Source organism: Microcoleus sp. B9-D4 (assembly GCF_036705105.1).
Classification (GTDB): domain Bacteria; phylum Cyanobacteriota; class Cyanobacteriia; order Cyanobacteriales; family Microcoleaceae; genus Microcoleus.
The window spans coordinates 1-19,391 of sequence record NZ_JAUBTS010000014.1 but is presented as its reverse complement, the minus strand read 5'-3'; the positions used below and the strand labels follow the sequence as shown (position 1 = coordinate 19,391).

At 45.9% G+C, this 19,391-nt stretch carries 17 protein-coding genes; 7 read left to right on the top strand and 10 right to left on the bottom strand.

The genetic code is table 11. The features are described 5' to 3' along the window. Positions 1 to 163: 163 nt before the first annotated feature. Positions 164 to 1,039 (top strand): DMT family transporter, encoded by an 876-nt coding sequence (locus tag QUB24_RS11225; protein ID WP_445300401.1) that lies wholly within the window; start codon positions 164 to 166, stop codon positions 1,037 to 1,039. A 210-nt stretch (positions 1,040 to 1,249) separates the two neighbouring features. Further along, entirely contained in the window at positions 1,250 to 1,462 is a 213-nt protein-coding gene (locus QUB24_RS11220; RefSeq protein ID WP_333153250.1) for a hypothetical protein, read from the top strand. A gap of 294 nt (positions 1,463 to 1,756) precedes the next feature. On the opposite strand, the gene QUB24_RS11215 is transcribed toward QUB24_RS11220, so the two are convergent. The 5 genes from QUB24_RS11215 to cysC all read right to left on the bottom strand — a co-directional run bounded on the left by QUB24_RS11215 (position 1,757) and on the right by cysC (position 10,207). Next, complete coding sequence (locus QUB24_RS11215; protein ID WP_333153249.1) at positions 1,757 to 3,394, bottom strand: acetolactate synthase large subunit; 1,638 nt, start codon at positions 3,392 to 3,394, stop codon at positions 1,757 to 1,759. Between the two features lie 143 nt (positions 3,395 to 3,537). After that, a complete protein-coding gene (locus QUB24_RS11210; RefSeq protein WP_333153248.1) occupies positions 3,538 to 4,905 on the bottom strand; it encodes an NAD-dependent succinate-semialdehyde dehydrogenase in 1,368 nt (455 codons plus the stop codon). A gap of 544 nt (positions 4,906 to 5,449) precedes the next feature. Further along, a complete protein-coding gene (locus QUB24_RS11205; RefSeq protein WP_333153247.1) occupies positions 5,450 to 7,774 on the bottom strand; it encodes a polysaccharide biosynthesis tyrosine autokinase in 2,325 nt (774 codons plus the stop codon). 143 nt (positions 7,775 to 7,917) lie between these two features. Further along, entirely contained in the window at positions 7,918 to 9,645 is a 1,728-nt protein-coding gene (locus QUB24_RS11200) for an SLBB domain-containing protein (protein WP_333153246.1), read from the bottom strand. A gap of 37 nt (positions 9,646 to 9,682) precedes the next feature. Next, a complete protein-coding gene (gene cysC, locus QUB24_RS11195; RefSeq protein ID WP_333153245.1) occupies positions 9,683 to 10,207 on the bottom strand; it encodes an adenylyl-sulfate kinase in 525 nt (174 codons plus the stop codon). Positions 10,208 to 10,543: 336 nt separating this feature from the next. Here cysC and QUB24_RS11190 point away from each other — a divergent pair, with 336 nt between their 5' ends. The 4 genes from QUB24_RS11190 (at position 10,544) to hetR (ending at position 15,450) form a co-directional block, all read left to right on the top strand. Then, positions 10,544 to 12,346: an FAD-dependent oxidoreductase gene (locus tag QUB24_RS11190; protein WP_333153244.1), complete on the top strand. Its 1,803-nt coding sequence runs from the start codon at positions 10,544 to 10,546 to the stop codon at positions 12,344 to 12,346. 96 nt (positions 12,347 to 12,442) lie between these two features. Further along, positions 12,443 to 12,670: a hypothetical protein gene (locus QUB24_RS11185; RefSeq protein ID WP_333153243.1), complete on the top strand. Its 228-nt coding sequence runs from the start codon at positions 12,443 to 12,445 to the stop codon at positions 12,668 to 12,670. A 793-nt stretch (positions 12,671 to 13,463) separates the two neighbouring features. Next, entirely contained in the window at positions 13,464 to 13,691 is a 228-nt protein-coding gene (locus QUB24_RS11180; RefSeq protein ID WP_333153242.1) for a hypothetical protein, read from the top strand. Positions 13,692 to 14,544: 853 nt separating this feature from the next. Further along, complete coding sequence (gene hetR / locus QUB24_RS11175; protein ID WP_333153327.1) at positions 14,545 to 15,450, top strand: heterocyst differentiation master regulator HetR; 906 nt, start codon at positions 14,545 to 14,547, stop codon at positions 15,448 to 15,450. Between the two features lie 276 nt (positions 15,451 to 15,726). Here hetR and QUB24_RS11170 read toward each other — a convergent pair whose 3' ends face one another. Continuing rightward, positions 15,727 to 16,593, bottom strand: a complete 867-nt coding sequence (locus QUB24_RS11170; RefSeq protein WP_333153241.1) for a TIGR00297 family protein — start codon at positions 16,591 to 16,593, stop codon at positions 15,727 to 15,729. Positions 16,594 to 16,604: 11 nt separating this feature from the next. On the opposite strand from QUB24_RS11170, the gene QUB24_RS11165 reads away from it, so the two are divergent. Then, positions 16,605 to 17,036 carry a VOC family protein gene (locus QUB24_RS11165; protein ID WP_333153240.1) on the top strand — a complete coding sequence of 144 codons (432 nt, stop codon included), beginning with the start codon at positions 16,605 to 16,607 and terminating at the stop codon, positions 17,034 to 17,036. A gap of 33 nt (positions 17,037 to 17,069) precedes the next feature. Here QUB24_RS11165 and QUB24_RS11160 read toward each other — a convergent pair whose 3' ends face one another. The 4 genes from QUB24_RS11160 to QUB24_RS11145 form a co-directional block, all read right to left on the bottom strand. After that, positions 17,070 to 17,522 carry an HNH endonuclease gene (locus QUB24_RS11160; RefSeq protein WP_333153239.1) on the bottom strand — a complete coding sequence of 151 codons (453 nt, stop codon included), beginning with the start codon at positions 17,520 to 17,522 and terminating at the stop codon, positions 17,070 to 17,072. 2 nt (positions 17,523 to 17,524) lie between these two features. Further along, entirely contained in the window at positions 17,525 to 17,797 is a 273-nt protein-coding gene (locus QUB24_RS11155) for a hypothetical protein (RefSeq protein ID WP_333044472.1), read from the bottom strand. A 144-nt stretch (positions 17,798 to 17,941) separates the two neighbouring features. Further along, positions 17,942 to 18,553, bottom strand: a complete 612-nt coding sequence (locus tag QUB24_RS11150) for an alpha/beta fold hydrolase (protein ID WP_333153238.1) — start codon at positions 18,551 to 18,553, stop codon at positions 17,942 to 17,944. A gap of 2 nt (positions 18,554 to 18,555) precedes the next feature. Then, complete coding sequence (locus QUB24_RS11145) at positions 18,556 to 19,173, bottom strand: triacylglycerol lipase (protein ID WP_333153237.1); 618 nt, start codon at positions 19,171 to 19,173, stop codon at positions 18,556 to 18,558. Positions 19,174 to 19,391 lie beyond the last annotated feature (218 nt).

The following is a 19,391-nucleotide window of genomic DNA, read 5'->3' as shown; positions in this document are numbered from 1 at the left end:
CACCGCCCACTGCTAAAAAAGCTTAAGAAATCTAGGGTTCCAGGTAGGCTACCGGGAACCCTAATTTATATGGCATGGGGAATCGGGCATCGGGAATTGCGAATTGGTAACTAAGGACAACAGTCAACAGTCAACAGTCAACAGTCAACAGTTAACAGATTTTATGGGTGAAATCGCCGCTTTAGGCGCTGCATTTGTCTGGGCTCTATCTTCCACCATCTGGCAGCGAGTAGGACAGCAACTCCCCGCAGTGGTGCTCAACTTGCTCAAAGGCGCGATCGCCCTTTTCATGCTCCTTGCCACTGTACTAATTTTAGGCAAACCCTTACCCGCAATCAACCCTAATATTTTAGCAATACTGCTCATCAGCGGCGGCCTAGGAATTGGGATCGGAGACACCGCTTTCTTTATCGTATTAAAATATTTAGGCGCGAGGCGAACGCTGCTTTTAGAAACCCTATCTCCCCCTTTAACAGCTTTATTGGGCTTAATATTTTTGCAAGAAAAGTTATCGCCCATTGCTTGTACAGGCATTCTTTTAACAATCTGCGGCGTAGCGTGGGTAATTGCAGAACGAACAGCGGAAACAACCTTACCATCAAAACATCTTTGGCAAGGATTAGTCATTAGTTTATTAGGACAAACATCCCACGCCGCTGGAGCAGTTTTATCCCGCGCCGCCTTCACTCAAATAGATATAGATCCCCTGTGGACAGCAGCCTTGCGTTTGAGTGGCGGCATGGCAGTTATGCTATGCTTTTTGAACCCAACGAACCAGGACAGTTTCAAGCAATTAAAAGCGCCAAAAATATTAGGTGCAATAATTCTAGCAGCTTTTTTAGGAACCTATCTCGGAATTTTTCTGCAACAGATTTCGCTGAAATATGCACCCGCAGGAATAGCTCAAGCACTCAGTTCTACCAGTCCCCTATTTATACTGCCTTTAGCGGTGCTGGCGGGCGAAAAAGTGAGCACTCGGGCTGTTTTGGGGGTAGTTGGTGCGATCGGCGGAATCGCCTTCTTATTGGGTTTGAAGTGATGAGATGTGAGACAGAAGTGTTGGGGCTTGCTAAAAAATAAAAAAATATGGTGTTTCGGACTTACGCTCCTTAAATATTAGTTTAAGTAGCCAAAAACGGGTCTTCCATACTTAGTATGCTCAAATATTAGTTTAAGTAGCCACGAACCAAACTACGTCTGAATTGACTGAAAAAACGCATCAATTTAAGTTAAATTTTGCTAAAAAATATTGCCCCGCAAGGATGTGCGGCATTTTTTAATAAAAATTAGCACACTAAGTACGCTACACCAACCCTGGCAGGCAGTCAACATTGCCAAAAATATAACTAATGTGGCGATGGCTGTACGGCAAATTCTAGGCGTTATTTCAGTTGCAATGGATATCCATGCAGTCAAAAACGAAGGAGAATTAGCTCAGGAACTTTCCGACAAGTTAAAATAAAACTCTGCGGAGAAATTGAGAAGCAAATTGCAGCCGCTCGCCAGAAGGAAGAGGAAGTGATTTATGCTTCTAATACTTGGGTAAAACAATTGGCAGAAATCCGTAAGGATTTTGACCTGATTATCCGCTACATCACGCAGCCAACAGCTAATCTCAATACTTGAATCTGAAAAAGAGCGATCGCCCTTACATCCCAACTTGTCAAAAAGCGCGATTTAAGGGCGATCGGATATAACCACCAACAACACGGCGATGCAGGAAACGGCAGTACCGTTTCCTGATTTCGGGCTACTCTTACAAATTGCAACTCATATCCCCAGATAATTGACTGAAACGCGCATTTTCCCGGTAGTCTACCGGACAATCAATCACGCAAGGGACATCTTGAGCCAGGGCTTCTTTCAGAATCGGAATGAAATCCGTTGCAGATTCCACTCGATAGCCTTTTAAACCCATACTTTCCGCAAATTTCACAAAGTCGGGATTGCCAAATTTGACGAAATCGGAATGACCAAAATAATCTTGCTGCTTCCATTCAATTAACCCGTAACCGCCGTCATTAAATATCAGCGTCACAAAATTAGTACCGACTCGCAAAGCAGTTTCTAACTCTTGGCAATTCATCATAAAACCGCCGTCGCCGGTGGCGGCTACTACTTTGCGATCGGGATAAACGAGTTTTGCAGCTACCGCACCCGGAATCGCAATTCCCATCGCCGCAAAGCCGTTGGAAATCAAACAGGTATTCGGGCGATCGCAATGATAGTGCCGCGCGATCCACATTTTGTGAGCTCCCACATCAGATATAAGAATATCTTCCGGGCCCAGGATTTGCCGCAAATCGTAAATGAGTTTTTGTGGCTTGATCGGGAAACCGTCGTCGGCTGCATATTGTTCGTACCCAGCGCGAATATCCGCCCGCAATTGCTTAGCAAAAGGGTCTACTTTCTCCATGCGATCGGCACGCTGCAAAATTTCATTGAGAGAATCAGAAATATCCCCCACAACTTCTATAAGAGGAATATAACTGCTGTCAATTTCTGCTGGCAGAGCTCCAATATGAATAATCGGAATTTTTCCTTCAGGATTCCACTTTTTCGGGGAATATTCAATCAAATCGTAGCCAACAGCAATCACTAAATCCGTTTCTTCAAAAGCACAGCTAATATAATCCCGTTTTTGCAATCCCGTCGTCCACAGTGCCAAAGGATGAGTGTAAGGAATTACCCCTTTGCCCATGAAAGTATTAGCTACAGGAATATTCAATCGAGTAGCAAATTGTGTCAAAGCATCGCTGGCGTTAGCGCGGATCGCGCCGTTTCCTACTAAAAGCAGAGGACTTTTTGCCTTGGAAATTGCCACAGCGGCTTTATTCAAGCTTTGGTAAGCGCCAAAAGTTTTTTCGCGGTTGTCTTTGGTGAGCGGCTGTCCTTCAGCAGGCATTGCTGCGATGTTTTCAGGTAAGTCAATGTGAACTGCTCCCGGCTTTTCACTTTGAGCTACTTTAAAGGCTTTGCGGACAATTTCTGCCGTCGTGCTGGGGCGAACAATTTGAGCATTCCACTTAGTAACTGGTGCAAACATGGCGACCAAATCTAAATATTGGTGCGATTCTATGTGCATTCTGTCTGTGCCGACTTGTCCGGTAATTGCTATTAAAGGAGCGCCGTCTAAGTTGGCGTCAGCAACTCCTGTCATTAAGTTAGTTGCGCCAGGGCCCAAGGTGGACAAGCAAACGCCGGCTTTGCCGGTGAGACGACCGTAAACGTCTGCCATGAATGCGGCGCCTTGTTCGTGGCGAGTAGTAATAAATTTAATTGAAGAGTTTCTCAGGGCTTCTAGAACTTCTAAATTTTCTTCTCCGGGAAGTCCGAAGACGTATTCGACGCCTTCATTTTCTAAACATTTTACCAATAGTTGAGCTGTGTTCATTTCCGTTTTTCTCCTCGGTTAATGGTTTTTTTTGTCTTTTTCAACCGATCGCAAAAATACTAAATGGGAATTTTTAACCGCAGGTAAACGCAGATAAACGCAGACTTATGTAGATTTGTGCGATCGGTTGATAGAGTGGGAGCTTATTTCACCCACACTGTTTTTATGTTAACAAATTCGTGCATTCCTTGGATGCTCAATTCGCGTCCGTAACCGGAGCGTTTGATACCGCCGAAGGGCAATCTAGGGTCGGATTTTACTAAACCGTTGATGAATACCGCGCCCGCCTCTAGTTCGGAAATAAATCGATCGCTCTCTGAGTTTACTGTAGTCCAAGCTGAGGCACCCAAGCCAAAAGATGTGCTATTTGCGAGTTTGATCGCCTCATCGATGCCTGCAACTCGGAATACTAAAGCTACGGGGCCGAAAAATTCTTCTTGACGGGCAGAGGCATTCGGCGGAATATCTGTCAGAATAGTTGGCAAGTAGAAATTGCCGGCATTCTCTGACAATGGGCGGCCACCTGTCAGAAGTTTTGCTCCCGATTGGATGCAAGTTTGCACTTGCTTATCCAAGTCTTTGAGGATTGCCGGAGTAGCTAAAGGGCCGATATCGGTTTCTGACAACATCGGATCGCCTACTTTTAATTGCTCGAATTTTTCGACAAATCCTGTGATGAATTCGTCGGCAATCTCTTCTGCTAAAATAAAGCGTTTGGCGGCGATACAAGATTGACCGTTATTCAGCATCCGCGATGTCACAGCAGTTGATAAAGCTGCTGCTACATCGGCGCTCGACATCACAATAAATGGGTCGCTTCCTCCCAATTCCAGCACTACTTTTTTCAAATTTTTGCCCGCATTTGCTGCCAAACTTTCACCCGCTGGTTCGCTACCGGTGAGAGTTGCTGCTTTTATACGATCGTCCGCAACGATATCAGCTACTTTGTCGGCGCCCACTAACAAAGTTTGAAAAACGCCTTCGGGAAAGCCAGCTTCCCTGAAAATTTCTTCGATTTTCAAAGCGCACTGAGGCACGTTGGAAGCGTGTTTAAGCAAGCCCACATTGCCCGCCATCAGTGCTGGCGCCGCAAACCGAAAAACTTGCCAAAATGGGAAATTCCACGGCATAACGGCTAAAATAGCCCCTAGTGGTTGGTAGCGAACAAAGCTGCTGCTAGCGTCAGTGGTGGCCGGTACGTCTGCCATAAATTGAGCGGCATTTTTGGCGTAATACCGACAAACTAAGGCGCATTTTTCGACTTCGCCGATCGCAGATTTGAGCGTTTTACCCATTTCCAGAGTCATCATTTCAGCGTAAATTTCGCGATCGCGCTCCAAGATGTCTGCAGCTTTCTGCATCCACAGAGCTCTCTGCTCAAACGGCAGTTGGCGGTATTTGTTAAAAGCTTGCTGTGCTAATTCCAGCTTGGTTTCTATTTCCGCATCTGTCAGCGGCTCGAAAGTTTTCAGCGTTTCTCCCGTTGCCGGGTTGATAGTAGCAATAGCCATTGTTTCATCTCCTGTGCGAAAAACACAAAACTCCCTGCTAGTTATCAGCCGAGGCAGGGAGTTGTATCAAGGTATTACAAAATAGGAATTTACCTGCCACGTTTTCTTTCAGGTCTTGCCAAGTTGCAAGTGCCGCGATTTGTTTAAATTTCTCTACTTTTAATTATAGTTCAGAGTCTCGATCGCAAATCTTAAGAAAATTTGTCTTTCTGAAATCACGTACAAATCTCCAGAACAGGCTTTCCGGCCTGTTCCACAAAAGTTAAATGTTCTTGTGGGGCGTCCCGCCCGCCCCTGAAAGCTTTATTCACAATGAATGGTGCAAGATAGATGAAATATCTTGTCGGGTGTCCCGCCCGCCTTGCATTCTCAACCACAAAAACCCTAGGGTGCGTCGCCATCAAAAATCCTCAAAAAAAGCGAAAATCTCGCAGCGACGCACCTTGCAAGAATTAGGCATAAGGTGCGTCGCCATCAAAAATCCCAAAAAAAGAGCGAAAATCTCGCAGCGACGCACCCTACGATAATCAGCTATTCCCCTCCCTCAAACAGACTGTTCCTGGACGTAATCCTGCACGTAAGACTGATAGTAATACCTGCTGCCTTTATCGTTATTCGCCACCATTCCCAACAGCGGAATTCCCGCCATTTTCAAATCTTCAAAAGCCAACACCAGCGCCTCCCGCTCAGTTTGATGCAGCCCTACTACCAGCATCAATCCGTTAGTGTGAGCCGCCAACAAATTCGCATCCGCCAAACCTAAAAGCGGTGGAGTATCGTAAATAACTAAATCAAAATGACTTGACAAAGCTGCCATTAAATGAGTCATTTTTCGGGAAGAAAGCACCTTTGTAGGATCGAGAGGAACCGGGCCGGAAGTTAACACAAACAAATTTTCATCACGGGGCGATCGCAAAATCACCTGTTGCACATCCACATCATCAGCAATCACATTGTGCAAGCCTTGCCAATTCGGTAAACCCAGCATTTCGTGTACCTGCGGGCGCCGTAAATCCCCATCCACCAACAGCACTTGCTGCCCCATTGCCGCCGCCGCCCGCGCCAGATTTACTGCTACCGTAGACTTGCCGTCACCTACTTGACAAGAAGTAATTACACAAGAATTGATCGGAGTATCAACGTTTAGTAAGCGAATATTCGCATTGAGCGATCGAAAAGCTTCTTGAAAAGCATCCGTCGGCATCGGCGAAATTGCCACATCCACTGGGCTTGTCTCAGCAGGAGGAAGTCTCAAAATTTTATCGCTAGCAGGAATTACCCCCAACAAAGGCAGGCGAATCGACTGTTTGACATCCTCTGGAGTTTGGAACACCGTTTTATTTTTAAACCGTTCCGCCAACTGCGCCGCCAGCATACCAAACAGCATACCAGCCAATCCCCCCAAAGCCAAATTCAAAGGCATAATCGGAGCAACAGCCATCAACTCGCCATTTTTGTAACGCGGAATTTCCGGCTTAGCAATAACTTCCCAAGCCACCTCTTTTTTGCCCACAGCTTCAAGCTGCAAAGCTTGCTGTTTTGCCAGCAAACCATTCAGCGTATTGTTAGTCAAATCCAACTCGCGCTGCAAATCGGAATAGCGCCGCAAAATCACCGGGAATTTTTGAGAGTATTGATTCAACTGCTTAGCAGCTTGTTCCAAAACTTGATTCCGCACACCCAGCACCTGAATTAAATTAGCAGTACCGATAAACTGCTCGATTAACTTAATCCGCACCGGATCTTGAAAAGTCAGCACTTGCGAATTTACCTTAGCCAAATCAGTTCCCAGAACCTGTTGGGCTTCTTTCTTCAACAAAGGAATCAGGTTCTTGCGCTGTTCTCGCAACAATTGCATTTGCGGAGTTTCGTCTGTAAACGTAGCCGAGTTAATCGCAATTTGCCCTTCTAATTGTTGCAATTGAGTCAGCATCCCTTGATAGCGGGGAGCTTGACTCAGAGCCGATGCCATCAGCGCTTGCTTCTGGTTTAATCCGAGCTGATTTTGCAGATTGGAATAGAGCAATCTCTGCTGATTGAGCTGCGTTTGCGCTTCCAATCTTTGCGTTTGAAGTTCACTGATTTGCTGCGCGAGTTGTTGCGTTTGAATTTGCGGGTCGATGAAATTGTACTGCTGCCGCAATTTTTGAATTTCTGTTTGCAGAACTTGTTGGCGCTTTTGCTGGTTGGGAATTTTCGATTTTACAAAATCTAGAGTCTGACTAATTTGAGTGGTGGTATCTTGCACGCTGTAGTTGCGGTATCCTAACGCAACTTTTTCCAAAACAAACTGAATTTTTTTTGGGTCATAATCCCGATATCTAACTTCGATAATTTTGGTATTTTTGAACCGATTAATTGACAGCCTGGTTTCCTGAGAAAACGGCAAATTATTTGCTTTTTGGTTCAAAAGGTAATTGTAGTTTATTTCGGGATACTTAGCCTGCAACTCTTTAATAATCGGCGCCATTACTTGCGGACTTTGCAAAACTTGAATTTGGGATTCGTAGTCAAAACCGCCCTTTTCTTGGGTCGCTGGGGCCGCTGGTTGCAGTTTCAGCTCACCGGAGTAGATTTTGGCTAAAGTATTTTGCGTAACGGCTGGTTCTACTAATAATTGAAAGCGCCCTTCGTACTCGCTTTTTTGATTCAGTGTCCAGGCGAAAACTCCGGTAGTCACTGCCGCTGCTACACCGATGACTAAGATGGAGCGACTGCGGCAAACTTCCCAAAAACTTAACTCTTCTGCCTCGGTTTTGTTTCTGCCTAAAAATTGATCTTCTTCATAAAGCCCAGAAGACATTTTTTGCAGATCAGCGGTTTTTTTATGATTAAACAGTGCTACTTGAGATTGTTTCCCTGGTTTCATTGGATTTCTACAACTTATTAGTTTAAACGTCTGTATTGGTGGCGGATTTTCCGGCAATCGGTTGATTCCTCGATATTTCATTACCCAACCGCAATTTTTTTTATAAAGCGGGTTTCTGAGGTCTTAATGCCAGTCTCTTCAAATCACCGAAAAATATCGAATAACCGAAATATTCCTAACAGCGGGCTGAGAGGAGCGAGAGTTCCGCCTACATTATCAGAGAACGTAGCGCGGCCCGATCGCCTTACCATAATTACATCATTATTTTTCAGTTTGGGATTAGTTTCTTCATTGGCAGTTGCAGAAAAATTCACCTTAACAGTTAGCTGGGAAACTGTGCCGTTAGGATTGAGGCGAATTAAATCCACCGAATCCATTTCTGCCCGCGCTTTATTAAAACCTCCCGCTGCTACCAGCGCTTGATTTAAAGTAGTGTTGGGCAGCACCGCAATCGCTCCCGGTTTCACGACTTCTCCCACAATGTTGACCCTAATCGTATCGGGTGAAAAATTAGAATTAGCCACTTGTTCGTCTTGGGTTTCATCGAGGTTTTCGGCTTTGGGGACGATTACTGTATCTCCCTGTTGTAGCGCTAAATCTTGGGATACATCTCCCCCTTCCAAAAGTTGCCACAAATTTACATTAATAATTTGTTCTGTACCCGCCCGCGTCAGGCGACGAACTTGTATTTGTCTGATATCAGCTACCGGCGTAATGCCGCCCGCCATTTTAATTGCCCTCGTTACAGTTTGCTGCAAAACATTTTCCCCGCCGTTGGTTTCGCTGACAGCAAACAAACCAGAATTTTCACCCATTTCATTCTCTTGTACCCTACTTTGAGCCTCTTTTGTCAAAGTATAAGTACCGGGGCGAGTTACTTCGCCCACCACAGCAATATTAATTGGTTGAGTGCTTTGTCCGGTAATGTTAGCTACTGCTAAAGTCGGTGCTTCTTGGCGGTTGAGGCTAGTTACAGTGGGAATAAATATAGTATCGCCGTCGCGCAAAGTCATATCGGCGCGCAAATCGCCGTTTTGCAATAATTCCCACAAATCCACACTAATAATTTGTTCCGCTGCGTTGCGCTGGGGGCGGCGAATTTTGATTTGCCGCACGTCTGCTGACTGGGTAATTCCACCTGCCATTCGCAGAGCCCGCGATATCGTTGGCATTTGAGTTCCCATTTGCTCTGCTGTGCCTCCGGGGCCTGCTGCTGAGGATATTGTATAGGCTCCGGGGCGGTTGATTTCGCCGGCGATCGCAATTTGCAAAGGACGTGCCGCTAGCAGTTTCAGGGTAATCCAAGGACGTTTGAGGTATTTGCCGTATTTGTCTTTAACAGCATTAGAAGCTTGTTCTAGAGTCATCCCGTACACCGAAACGCTGCCAATTAACGGCAAATTCAGGGAACCGTCTGCCTGTACTTGGTGTTGACCGTTGGGGCCGCTGTATTCCGGGACGTTGAATATGTCCATTTGAATACGATCGCCCGCGCCTAAAGTGTAAACTTCCGATCGTACACTTGAAGGTTCACTTGCCGGCAATCCCGGCAATCCCGGCACTGCCGGTACTGGTACAGGAACAGGAGAACCCGCATCAGCAGGAGGAGGAGGAGGAGGCATAAACTGGGCCGCTGCAGGAGATGAACCCACCGCCGCCAGCACTGACACTGTTAAACTTTGAATCATTAAACTTTTGACAGCATTGCTTGCCCAATAACTTAGCTTGCAGCTTTTGCTGGAAATGTCTCCCTGAGCCCCTCTCCTTGCAGGAAATGGGAGAAATTCTTCACCTTCCCTATCCGCGAAGGGAACACAAGGGTGAGCTTTTTTCTCAAGTTGCACGCCGTGCGAAGAACTTTTAACCACCATCGCTTTTTGCCCCTATCCTCATCCAACCCCGCCAACATCAAATGTAACCCAACTGTTCTAACTTGGTCAGAACTTTTTTAACACTCTCTTCCACACTTTCTCGCTCTGTGTAACAAATAATCTCAGGATTAAGCGGTTCTTCATAAGGATCGTCAATTCCCGTAAAACCCTTAATTTCTCCTGCTCTCGCCTTAGCGTATAGCCCCTTGACATCGCGACCTTCGCACACTTCTAACGGCGCTGTGATATATACTTCAACAAAATGGGGCTCCATTGCTCTAATTTCGTCGCGAATTGCTCTGTAGGGGCTAATAGCTGCGGTCATTACGGCTACTCCATTGCGGCTCAGCAGGTGAGCTACAAATCCAATCCGCCGAATATTAGTATCTCTGTCTTCTTGGCTAAATCCCAAACCTTTTGACAAGTTGGTGCGAACGACATCTCCATCCAATATTTCAACTTTGCAACCTCTTGCCTTCAATTCGGGTTCGAGGGCTTTGGTGATAGTTGTCTTGCCAGAACCGCTCAGCCCGGTGAACCACAAAATAAAACCTTTTTCCATTTTCAATTGCTTGGTTAGTAGTGAATAGTGGGGAATTTACGCGACGTATTATTTTACTGTCTCGGTTCCCCATTTTCTGATTCTTTTTGATTTGAGATGCGATCTGACTTTCACAATAACTAATTTTTTTTATTAACCGCAGAGGACGCAGAGGACACAGAGGAAGAGGGAAGAGGAGAAAGAGGTCTTTTTAAAATCCGTAGGGTGCGCCACTTGTGCACCTTACATTCAATGGGCGATAACAAACGCCGAACATCTATCTGTAGCGCACCCATCACCTTACCGATCCCTTCGCAATCTAAAATCTAAAATCTAAAATCTAAAATGGTATTGCCCATGTCTTCGGTCTTAAAAGCAGATGTTTTGGTCGTCGGTGGCGGCACCGGCGGCACTGCAGCAGCCGTGCAAGCAGCCCGCCGAGGTGCCAAAACTATTTTAGTAAGCGAATTCCCCTGGCTGGGAGGAATGCTGACTTCGGCTGGCGTTTCGGCCCCCGATGGCAATGAATTAGCAGCTTTTCAAACTGGTTTGTGGGGCGCGTTTTTGCGGGAACTCCAGCAGCGACAGCCGGGAGGTTTGGATTGGGGCTGGGTAAGTTTTTTTACTTACGATCCCCGCACCGGTGCTGATATTTTCGCTGATTGGGTTAAATGTTTGCCGAACTTACAGTGGATTTGTGGACAAAAAGCTCAAGATGTGCTAAAGGAAGGAGATCGCATTTCTGGCGTCCGGTTTGCAGATTTTACGGTTTCGGCCAAAATCACTTTAGATGCAACGGAATTGGGAGATTTGCTGGCTTTAGCGGAGGTTGGGCACCGCTGGGGTTGGGAATTCCAAGCCGAGTGGGGAGAACCTAGCGCGCCGGCTGCCTCTAATGCTCTCACAGAGAGCTATTCGGTGCAAGCTCCGACTTGGGTGGCAATTATGCAGGATTTTGGTAAAGGTGCGCTTGCGCCAGAAATTCCCGCGCCACCTATTGATAATCCCGATCGATTTATCGGTGCTTGGAACGGTTACACTCCCGAACAATTTCTCAATTACGGCAGGCTGCCAGGGGGATTGTTGATGATTAATTGGCCGATTCGAGGTAATGATTATGGTGAAGGGGTCGATCGACTCATTAAATCAGAAACATCTCGACAAGAATTCCTGCAAGAAAGTCGGTGGCACAGTCAAAGTTTCGCCCGCTTCATTCAAACGCAACTCGGCCGCCGCTACGGCCTAGCACAAAACATTTTCCCCATTTCAACGATCGACAATCAACAAAATTCTTCCCTTCTTTCTTCCTTTGCCTTACATCCTTACTACCGAGAAAGTCGGCGCTTGCGAGGGATAAGTACAGTCACAGAACAAGATATTTTGCCGATTGTCGGTGGCAGAGTCGCGAAGTTGCCGATAAATTCTGAGGGCATTTGTGAAACAATTGCGATCGGCAACTACGCAAATGACCACCACTACACCACCGGCGACATTCCTCTGCAGCCCAAATCGATCCGCTGGGGCGGCCGCTGGACGGGAACTCCGTTTACCATTCCTTACAGCGCGCTAATTCCTGCGAGTACAGACGGTTTGCTAGTCTGCGAAAAAAATATTTCCGTCTCTCACATCGCCAACGGTGCAACTCGCTTGCAACCGACGGTAATGAATATTGGACAGGCGGCGGGGATGGCGGCGGCTTTGTGCGCGGAATCTGGATGTCAGCCGCGGGAGTTGCCGGTGAGAGTTTTGCAGGAAGCTTTGCTGCAAGATTCCGAGGCGAGTGTGGCGGTTATTCCTTTATTTAATTTGACACGGGGGCGATCGGACTGGCTGGATTGGCAACGCTATTATCTCGATCGACCCCAAGCATATCCCGCCAGCGGCGAATGTCAGGAGTCAGTAGAAAAACCAAGCAGTCAAACAGCAAATACCCACAGCCAATTTTCTGGCATTTTCCGTCGCCTCGGCGAACAAGACTGGACACTAACGCTGACAAGCCCTGCATCCTTAGTCGGTCAAACTTGGCAACTCGTGACTTTGGACTCGGAAACCGACAGATTTTTACACAGTTGCGAAACCGAAAAGCCTCTGACAGTATGGGGCAGGCTGAATTCGGCAGGTGCTTGGCTGCTGGCGGGCTCAGTAGAATTGAAGAGGTGAGGTTTTTTGCAGAGATCCGAAAAATTCACAGAAATTTATCCTGATCGATCGGGGAGATCCCGTATCAGTTAATAGACACTGACACGGATACTACCCATGCAAACTTACACACCAATTGCTTTACTGAGTCTTTTGGACGTTACTTTGAGCGCCACTGTCGTTCTAGTCTTGGAATCCCTCGTCGGACTGCTCCAAATTGCCACACATCCATACATTTTATCCGCCCAAACCGAACAAAGGGGCGATCGTTCTCCAGAAAGAGGCAGCGGACGCCGAGAGTTCATTGAGCCTAATCTTTACACTCATCAACTACAAGCATTTTAATGACATTGGACGAAAGCGATTTCCGTTATTGAGTTAGTTTCTGCCGCCCGTGTCGAGCGCTCAATCTGATTTCCTGGGATGATAGTTTTTCAGGTTTCCAAGGCAACTGCATTTCTTGTTTACAGTCATTAGGATCTTCTTTTATGTGAGTGATGATAGCATATAAACCTTAAACCGCCATCTATCGAGAGATTGAATCTCCTATTTGGCGGTTTTGTATATTATTGCAACCTTCTGGGTAGTGCAATTAGGAATTTTTTTATTATTGAAGCCAGAGATTTTAGTTATTCCATTTTACCTCAACTTCTGACAATCAAGCATCCAGGATACCCGCCACGTGATTCATTCCGAAAGCAGACTCAGGATCCAGAAATAAAAAACCTGTATCCGATAAAGCCGCCCCCGAATTAATCTCGCGCAAGTCAATGCTTCAATTCTTTAATCTCAAATCTCAAATCTCAAATCTCAAATCGATTGACTGCTCTCATAGATGAGATGCTACGCATCTAAAGTGTCTGTTGCTTCGGGAGGGGGAGAGGGTGAGAAAGGGAGAGGGAAAGATAATTTTCCGCTTTTTATACAAGGATTTTAGGAGACAATTTAAAGGCGCGATAGCTTCACTTAAGCCTGATTCTTTCTTCCTGATTCCTTCTTCTTCTTCCTTCTGATTCCTGATTCCTGATTCCTAATTCCTGATTCCTAATTCTCTAGTTTGATAATTTCAGGGAAATTCATCCTGATCAGCCTGGGTAAATGTCGTATCTCTAAATTGATACTGAGACGAATACTACCCATGAAAACCTACACTGCAATTGCTTTACTGAGCCTGTTGGGCATTACCTTGAGTGCCAGCGCCGCTCAAGCTTTTGAATCTCCACTCCCCATCCTCGAAACTGGCACCGCTCAATATATGTTGTCAGCCCAAACTCAACAAAGGGGCGAGCGTGGTCCTGAGAGAAAGCGCAACCGCAGAAATTTTACTGAGCCTACTGTTTACACTCATCCGCTACAAGATTTCTAATGGCAATGGACGCAAGTGATGACCACAACTGAGTTGCTTTGGGCCGTTCATTCGATCGCGCGATCGGATTTTCTGGGATTCTAGTTTTTCAGGTTAAGCGATAACTGCACTTTTTGTGGACAGTTCTTAGGAGATTCTTTTTAGTGTAATAAATGTTAGCATATAAACGGGGAACCGCCATCTACCTAGAGATAGATTCTAGTATGTGGCGGTTTTGTATTGAAAACGCTTCAATTAAACAAGCACTAACCACAGGCCTCGGATCATCTGGGTTTTTCAACCAATCTCCCTCGCCCTCCACGCCTTCTTTTGACATGGCACAATTTGAGGAGGATTTTTGTGAGGTGTCCCGCCTGCTGTGAAAATACAGCGGACGGGCTATGAGATCCCATCCCACAAAACCATCAAAATCTTCCCGCAATTATGCAACAGCCTTATTTTAGTCGATCGAACCGGGTTTCAGCATCCATGACTATTCAAGAATTAGGGGCTCGGAGTCGCCTCAAATTCTTGGCATCGCAACAGTTATTTACGTTCTCCCCCCCCACAGGTAGGGTTTAATTTTCAACCGCTGCACTATAATAAACGTGCGATAACTAACTTATATATAGGTAAACTGTCAGCGCAGAGGGTGCAGCAATCTACTTAAATTGGCCACCAATAAGAACCACTTATGCGGTGTGGATAGCCTTTAAGCCCATGCCCTGTTACCTCAGGGAAATTAACTAACCTGAATATTAGGGTAGCTGGCAAGCTTTCCGGCGACAGTCGGCTATGCTTGATTCGGCGCTCTCGCAATAATTTAATGGAGGACGACAAAATGCCTCCTAATTTGGCTATTTCGGGGATAGTAATGAAAAATGACTCTTTGGATCTGGTCAAAAGCCTCAGCCCTAGTGCAATGGATCAGATCATGCTATATCTGGCGTTTAGCGCCATGAGAACCAGTGGGCACAGGCACGGGGCGTTTCTAGACGCGGCCGCAACGGCGGCTAAGTGTGCCATTTATATGACTTATATGGAGCAGGACAACAACCTGCGGATGACTGGACACTTGCATCACATTGAGCCTAAACGGGTGAAGGTGATTGTTGAAGAAGTCCGGGAAGCTCTGACTCAGGGAAAATTGCTGAAAATGTTGGGTTCGCAAGAACCTAGATATTTGATTCAGTTTCCTTATGTCTGGTTGGAACAGTATGGTTGGATGCCGGGACGCCCTCGCATTCCGGGAAACAATTTGACTGTAGATGAAAAAAAATATCTCGAAGGCAAAATTCCTCCGAATCCGCCAGACGCTCAACTGATCAATTCTTTTCAGTTTATGGAGTTGATCGAGTTTCTGCACAGGCGATCGCAAGAAGAGATGTCTCCAGAAAGGCGAATGCCTTTGAGCGAAGCTCTAGCAGAACACATTAAGCGGCGCTTGATCTATTCTGGGACAGTAACTCGCATTGATTCTCCTTGGGGAATGCCGTTTTATGCCCTCACCCGCGCTACTTACTCTCCGGCAGAGCAGGAAGAGCGGACATTTACTATGGTTGAGGATACGGCTAGATATTTCCGGCTGATGAAGGATTGGGCGGAAAAACAACCGAAGGTGATGCGAATTATGGAGACTTTGGATATTCCGCCGGAACGGCTCGACCAAGCCCTTGAGGAATTAGATGAAATTATTCGCAATTGGGCCGATCGCTATCACAAGCGGGGCGAACCGACGATGATTTTACAAATGGTTTTTGGGCCGCAAGACGACGCTTAGTTTGATTAACTATTAATCATTAGTCATGAGTTGATTGCTTAAGACTAATGACTAATGATTAATAGCTAATAAGCTGTTACGCATTTAAATTGGAAAATCGGGACAGGCTAGAAGCCCGTCCCACAAGAGTTTTATTGATTTTTGACACACAGTTTAAATGTAGAACAGCTTAACTCGCGAGGTCGAAACCGGGTTTCTCTGGTAAAATACTGCGTTAAGGCCTTGAATTCTCGTAATAAACCGGGTTTTTTGGGTCGAGAATGCGTCCAGGATTAACTAAGCTAAAAAAGTTCTCCAGATCGCAGCTAAAACGATCGCTGCGATCGCTCCTATGAGTGTATTGAAAAAATTTACCACTTCGTTGGTCAGCCACTCAAACTTTGATTGCACCGTCGCGCCAATCACGCTCTCGATGTTCGTGGCAATAAAAGCTGCAATAACACAAAAAAGAATTCCTGTCAAGTCAATTAAACCGACGGCCCAACTCAAAAGCGCGATCAGAATTGAGCCGACAATACCTGCGATCGTTCCTTCCAAACTTACTGCCCCTTCAGTACCCCTAGGTACGGGCTGCAAGCTGGTAATCAAAAAAGTCCGCTTCCCGTAAGCTTTGCCGATTTCGCTGGCGCAGGTATCGGAAAGTTTGGTGCAAAAACTCGCCGCGTAACCCAGCAATAACAGGGAAATAGCATCTTGTGGCACAGGCATCTTGCCTGTCTCTGCTAAAATAGACATCTTGCCTGTCTCTGCTAAAACAGACATCTCGCCTGTATCTCCTAAAATAGATAACGCCAAAACTCCCAAAGCGCTCATAGTGGCGGTTAAAGCAGAACCCCAGACATTTTCGGGGCCTCTGGCGCCTGAACGCTTTTCGGCTATGCCTTCTGCTTCTTTTTGGGCTTTGCCGATGCGGGTAACTCCCGATCCGACAAGAAAGTAAAACATCACGACAGCATAGCCTCGCCATCCCAAACAGCCCCAGATGAGGACGCCCAATACCCAGCCGTGAAATTGGCCAGCGGGAGTGAGTAATTTTTTAGGAGCAATGGTGGCGATCGCGAGTAAAAATGTATTTAGGGCGATCGCCACCAACCAAGGATTAGACCAAGATAAATAATTAAAGAACAATTCTGAATTCTGCATTTAGTACCTCCATGAACCAAGTCTTATTTCATCTTGCCTTCCCCGTGACCGATATTGCCCAAACCAAAGCGTTCTATGTAGACGGGCTCGGCTGCGAACTCGGTCGCGAATCGCCTAATTCTGCGATTATGGGTTTGTGCGGCCATCAAATTGTCGCCCACGTCAGCCACGAACCTTTAACATCTCAGCGAGGCATCTATCCCCGGCATTTTGGGTTAATTTTTACTTCTGAAGCTGACTGGGAAGGGTTGCTAGAAAAAGCCCAGCAAAACAACTTAAATTTCTATCAAGAACCGAGACGGCGATTTGTCGGTCTACCTACAGAACACCGTACTTTCTTCTTAGAAGACCCTTTCCACAATATACTTGAGTTCAAGTATTACTGTGAAGCTGAAGCAATTTTTGGCCGCAGCGAATACGCTGAAGTCGGGGATGCTGTTTGATTGCTGCGCGAAATAACAACCATTTGCAGCATATCAACTTTCGGATTGAATCAAATCACCTGCTGGTGGATGTCGCCCTATAACTTTGTCAGCAGTACGAATATTAATAACTCTTTCTCGATTTAAGACTAATGCTGTAACTGTAGCTCGTCCAATTGTAGTTAAACCAACTATTGATAATTCATCCTCCGACCATACAAAATGTTCGTTCCAGGTATCTTGTCTGGGATTAAACAATGGTACTTCTACACTCGACTGGGTATCTATGGCTGTAGTTTTATCGGATTTTTGACGGTTGCAATGAAAGCAAGCTAATGCCAAATTGTCAATATTGTTACTCCCTTTTTTATTGAGAGGAATGATGTGCTCGATCGTAAACTCTACATACTGCCATTGTTCGGAAGCATGGCAATATTCACACAGACAGTTGGCTCTCTGACGAACTTGATTTTGGATATTCTCAGGAATTTGACGGCGAGCTGACATTTCTATACTGTAGGCTGAATCTGGCCCAAGAAAAGATTGCGGACAGTTCGATTGACGAAACTGAGGTAATCGTCGATTTCTTCGTAAAGATTCAGTTCTTGGTCTTCTTCGGGATTGAGTTGCAAATTTTGTTGTTTTTCCAACAGTTCTTCTATGCGATTTTTGACTGTTGTAGAGGCTCGGAAAATCGGTATTCCTTCCACTAATTCAATGCGAACGGCTCCTTCTATAGGGAGAGTATCTCGCAGCTTTTCCAGTTTTGGCAGGACGATCATAATTGTTGATTTTATGGGTTTCAATCAAGATTATATCAATAAATTTTAAATCCGTCTAGGTAGACTCAAAAAGACCGAATGCCGAACCCCTACTTTTTTAAAAAATCGGTGTTTTAAAAGCAGAGCGTTTTACTTTACAGCCAGCTATTTATCAATCTTTAATGGTTCTGAAAGTGCTTCAGCGACCGCTTTTAAACTGCTGGAATGCCTCGCCATCATGGCATGGGCGAAAACAGACAATTTTACTTCTTTTGCAGCAGATATTTGGGAACTAGAAGCAGGTACGATGATGAAATCCCAATCTGTCCAAATCGAAGTAAAATTGAGCTTTTCCAACAAGGCCGCATCTCGATTTAAATCTTCCAGAAAAGCACTGCCAGGACGCATTTGGATGCAGCCTTTTCCCCAGAGACTGTAAGCCATCCAAGTACCGCTGTGAGGAGAAGATATCGCAATAAAGCGCTGCACTCGGTTAATGCCCCCTAACCTTTGCAGGTAGTAGCGAGTTACTAAACCGCCCATGCTCAATCCTACTATATCGAGAGGCTGTTCGGGCGCAAAGGTTTTGTCTATATAATCTGCTATTTGTTGGGCTAATTCGTCTATGCTGGCGTTGCCCCAATGGGGTGAGAGATTGAGGGTATAGACTGACCATCCCAGTTTGGTCAGGTAGGCAGACATTTTGTGAAAAATTCCCGATTTTCTGAAGATTCCGTGAATTAGCAAGACTGGGTTGCGGCGGAAATTGCTATTCATTTTTAAGTGGGAATTTTATTTTCTATAGGTGCTTTGAGTTCTTCAACTATTGCGTTAATACTTAGGGGTTCTGTCACCATTTGGCGGTGCAGCAAAACATTGACTTTAATTTCTTTACCTACTGGCATTTGGGAGCTGTTCGCCGGTACAATCATTATGTCAAATGGCGTCCACATGGATGTAAAGTTTATGCGTTTGAGCATGGTCACATCTTGATTTAAATCGCGTAGCAAGCCACTATCGGGGCGCATATCCAGGTATCCTGGTAGGCGTAGGGAATAGGCGGTGAGGGTGCCGTGGTGGGGGGATGATAGGGTGATGAAACGCTGTACGCGGTTGATTCCTCCGAGTCGCTGGACGTAGTAGCGACTGACGATGCCGCCCATGCTATAGCCTACTATGTCTAAAGATTGTTCTGGATCGAAGGTTTCAGAGATGTAGTCTGCGAGTTGCTTGGCGAGTAAGTCGAGCCCGAGGCTACCGTCGTTGGGGGTGAGGTTGAGGCTGTGGACTGACCATCCGAGTTGGGTGAGGCGGGCGGACATTTTGTTGAAAATAATCTTTGTGTCCCAGATGCCGTGTATGAGGATGACGGGATTGCGATCGAGCGAACTGTTCATTTGAAAAGAAAATTGCTTGCTAATTACAGCATAAATCACTCCCCTAGGGAGTTTTACCCCTACTAGGACAGCTAGGGAATCGGATCGAGGTACGATCGGCAATTAGTGGGAATCGCTAACAAATTCTGAGATACTTGTAAATAGGGCTTGCTGAAAAAGTTAGAAAACAGCATTTAGAAAGATGAGTGAATTCGAGTTCTCCTCGGCAATATAAGTTT

Bases quoted from the DNA above. Each gene is read 5' to 3' on its own strand.
- QUB24_RS11225 (WP_445300401.1), top strand. From the start codon at position 164: ATGGGTGAAATCGCCGCTTTAGGCGCTGCATTTGTCTGGGCTCTATCT.
- QUB24_RS11215 (WP_333153249.1), bottom strand. From the start codon at position 3,394: ATGAACACAGCTCAACTATTGGTAAAATGTTTAGAAAATGAAGGCGTC.
- QUB24_RS11210 (WP_333153248.1), bottom strand. From the start codon at position 4,905: ATGGCTATTGCTACTATCAACCCGGCAACGGGAGAAACGCTGAAAACT.
- QUB24_RS11205 (WP_333153247.1), bottom strand. From the start codon at position 7,774: ATGAAACCAGGGAAACAATCTCAAGTAGCACTGTTTAATCATAAAAAA.
- QUB24_RS11200 (WP_333153246.1), bottom strand. From the start codon at position 9,645: ATGGTGGTTAAAAGTTCTTCGCACGGCGTGCAACTTGAGAAAAAAGCT.
- cysC (WP_333153245.1), bottom strand. From the start codon at position 10,207: ATGGAAAAAGGTTTTATTTTGTGGTTCACCGGGCTGAGCGGTTCTGGC.
- QUB24_RS11190 (WP_333153244.1), top strand. From the start codon at position 10,544: ATGTCTTCGGTCTTAAAAGCAGATGTTTTGGTCGTCGGTGGCGGCACC.
- QUB24_RS11185 (WP_333153243.1), top strand. From the start codon at position 12,443: ATGCAAACTTACACACCAATTGCTTTACTGAGTCTTTTGGACGTTACT.
- QUB24_RS11180 (WP_333153242.1), top strand. From the start codon at position 13,464: ATGAAAACCTACACTGCAATTGCTTTACTGAGCCTGTTGGGCATTACC.
- hetR (WP_333153327.1), top strand. From the start codon at position 14,545: ATGAAAAATGACTCTTTGGATCTGGTCAAAAGCCTCAGCCCTAGTGCA.
- QUB24_RS11170 (WP_333153241.1), bottom strand. From the start codon at position 16,593: ATGCAGAATTCAGAATTGTTCTTTAATTATTTATCTTGGTCTAATCCT.
- QUB24_RS11165 (WP_333153240.1), top strand. From the start codon at position 16,605: ATGAACCAAGTCTTATTTCATCTTGCCTTCCCCGTGACCGATATTGCC.
- QUB24_RS11160 (WP_333153239.1), bottom strand. From the start codon at position 17,522: ATGTCAGCTCGCCGTCAAATTCCTGAGAATATCCAAAATCAAGTTCGT.
- QUB24_RS11155 (WP_333044472.1), bottom strand. From the start codon at position 17,797: ATGATCGTCCTGCCAAAACTGGAAAAGCTGCGAGATACTCTCCCTATA.
- QUB24_RS11150 (WP_333153238.1), bottom strand. From the start codon at position 18,553: ATGAATAGCAATTTCCGCCGCAACCCAGTCTTGCTAATTCACGGAATC.
- QUB24_RS11145 (WP_333153237.1), bottom strand. From the start codon at position 19,173: ATGAACAGTTCGCTCGATCGCAATCCCGTCATCCTCATACACGGCATC.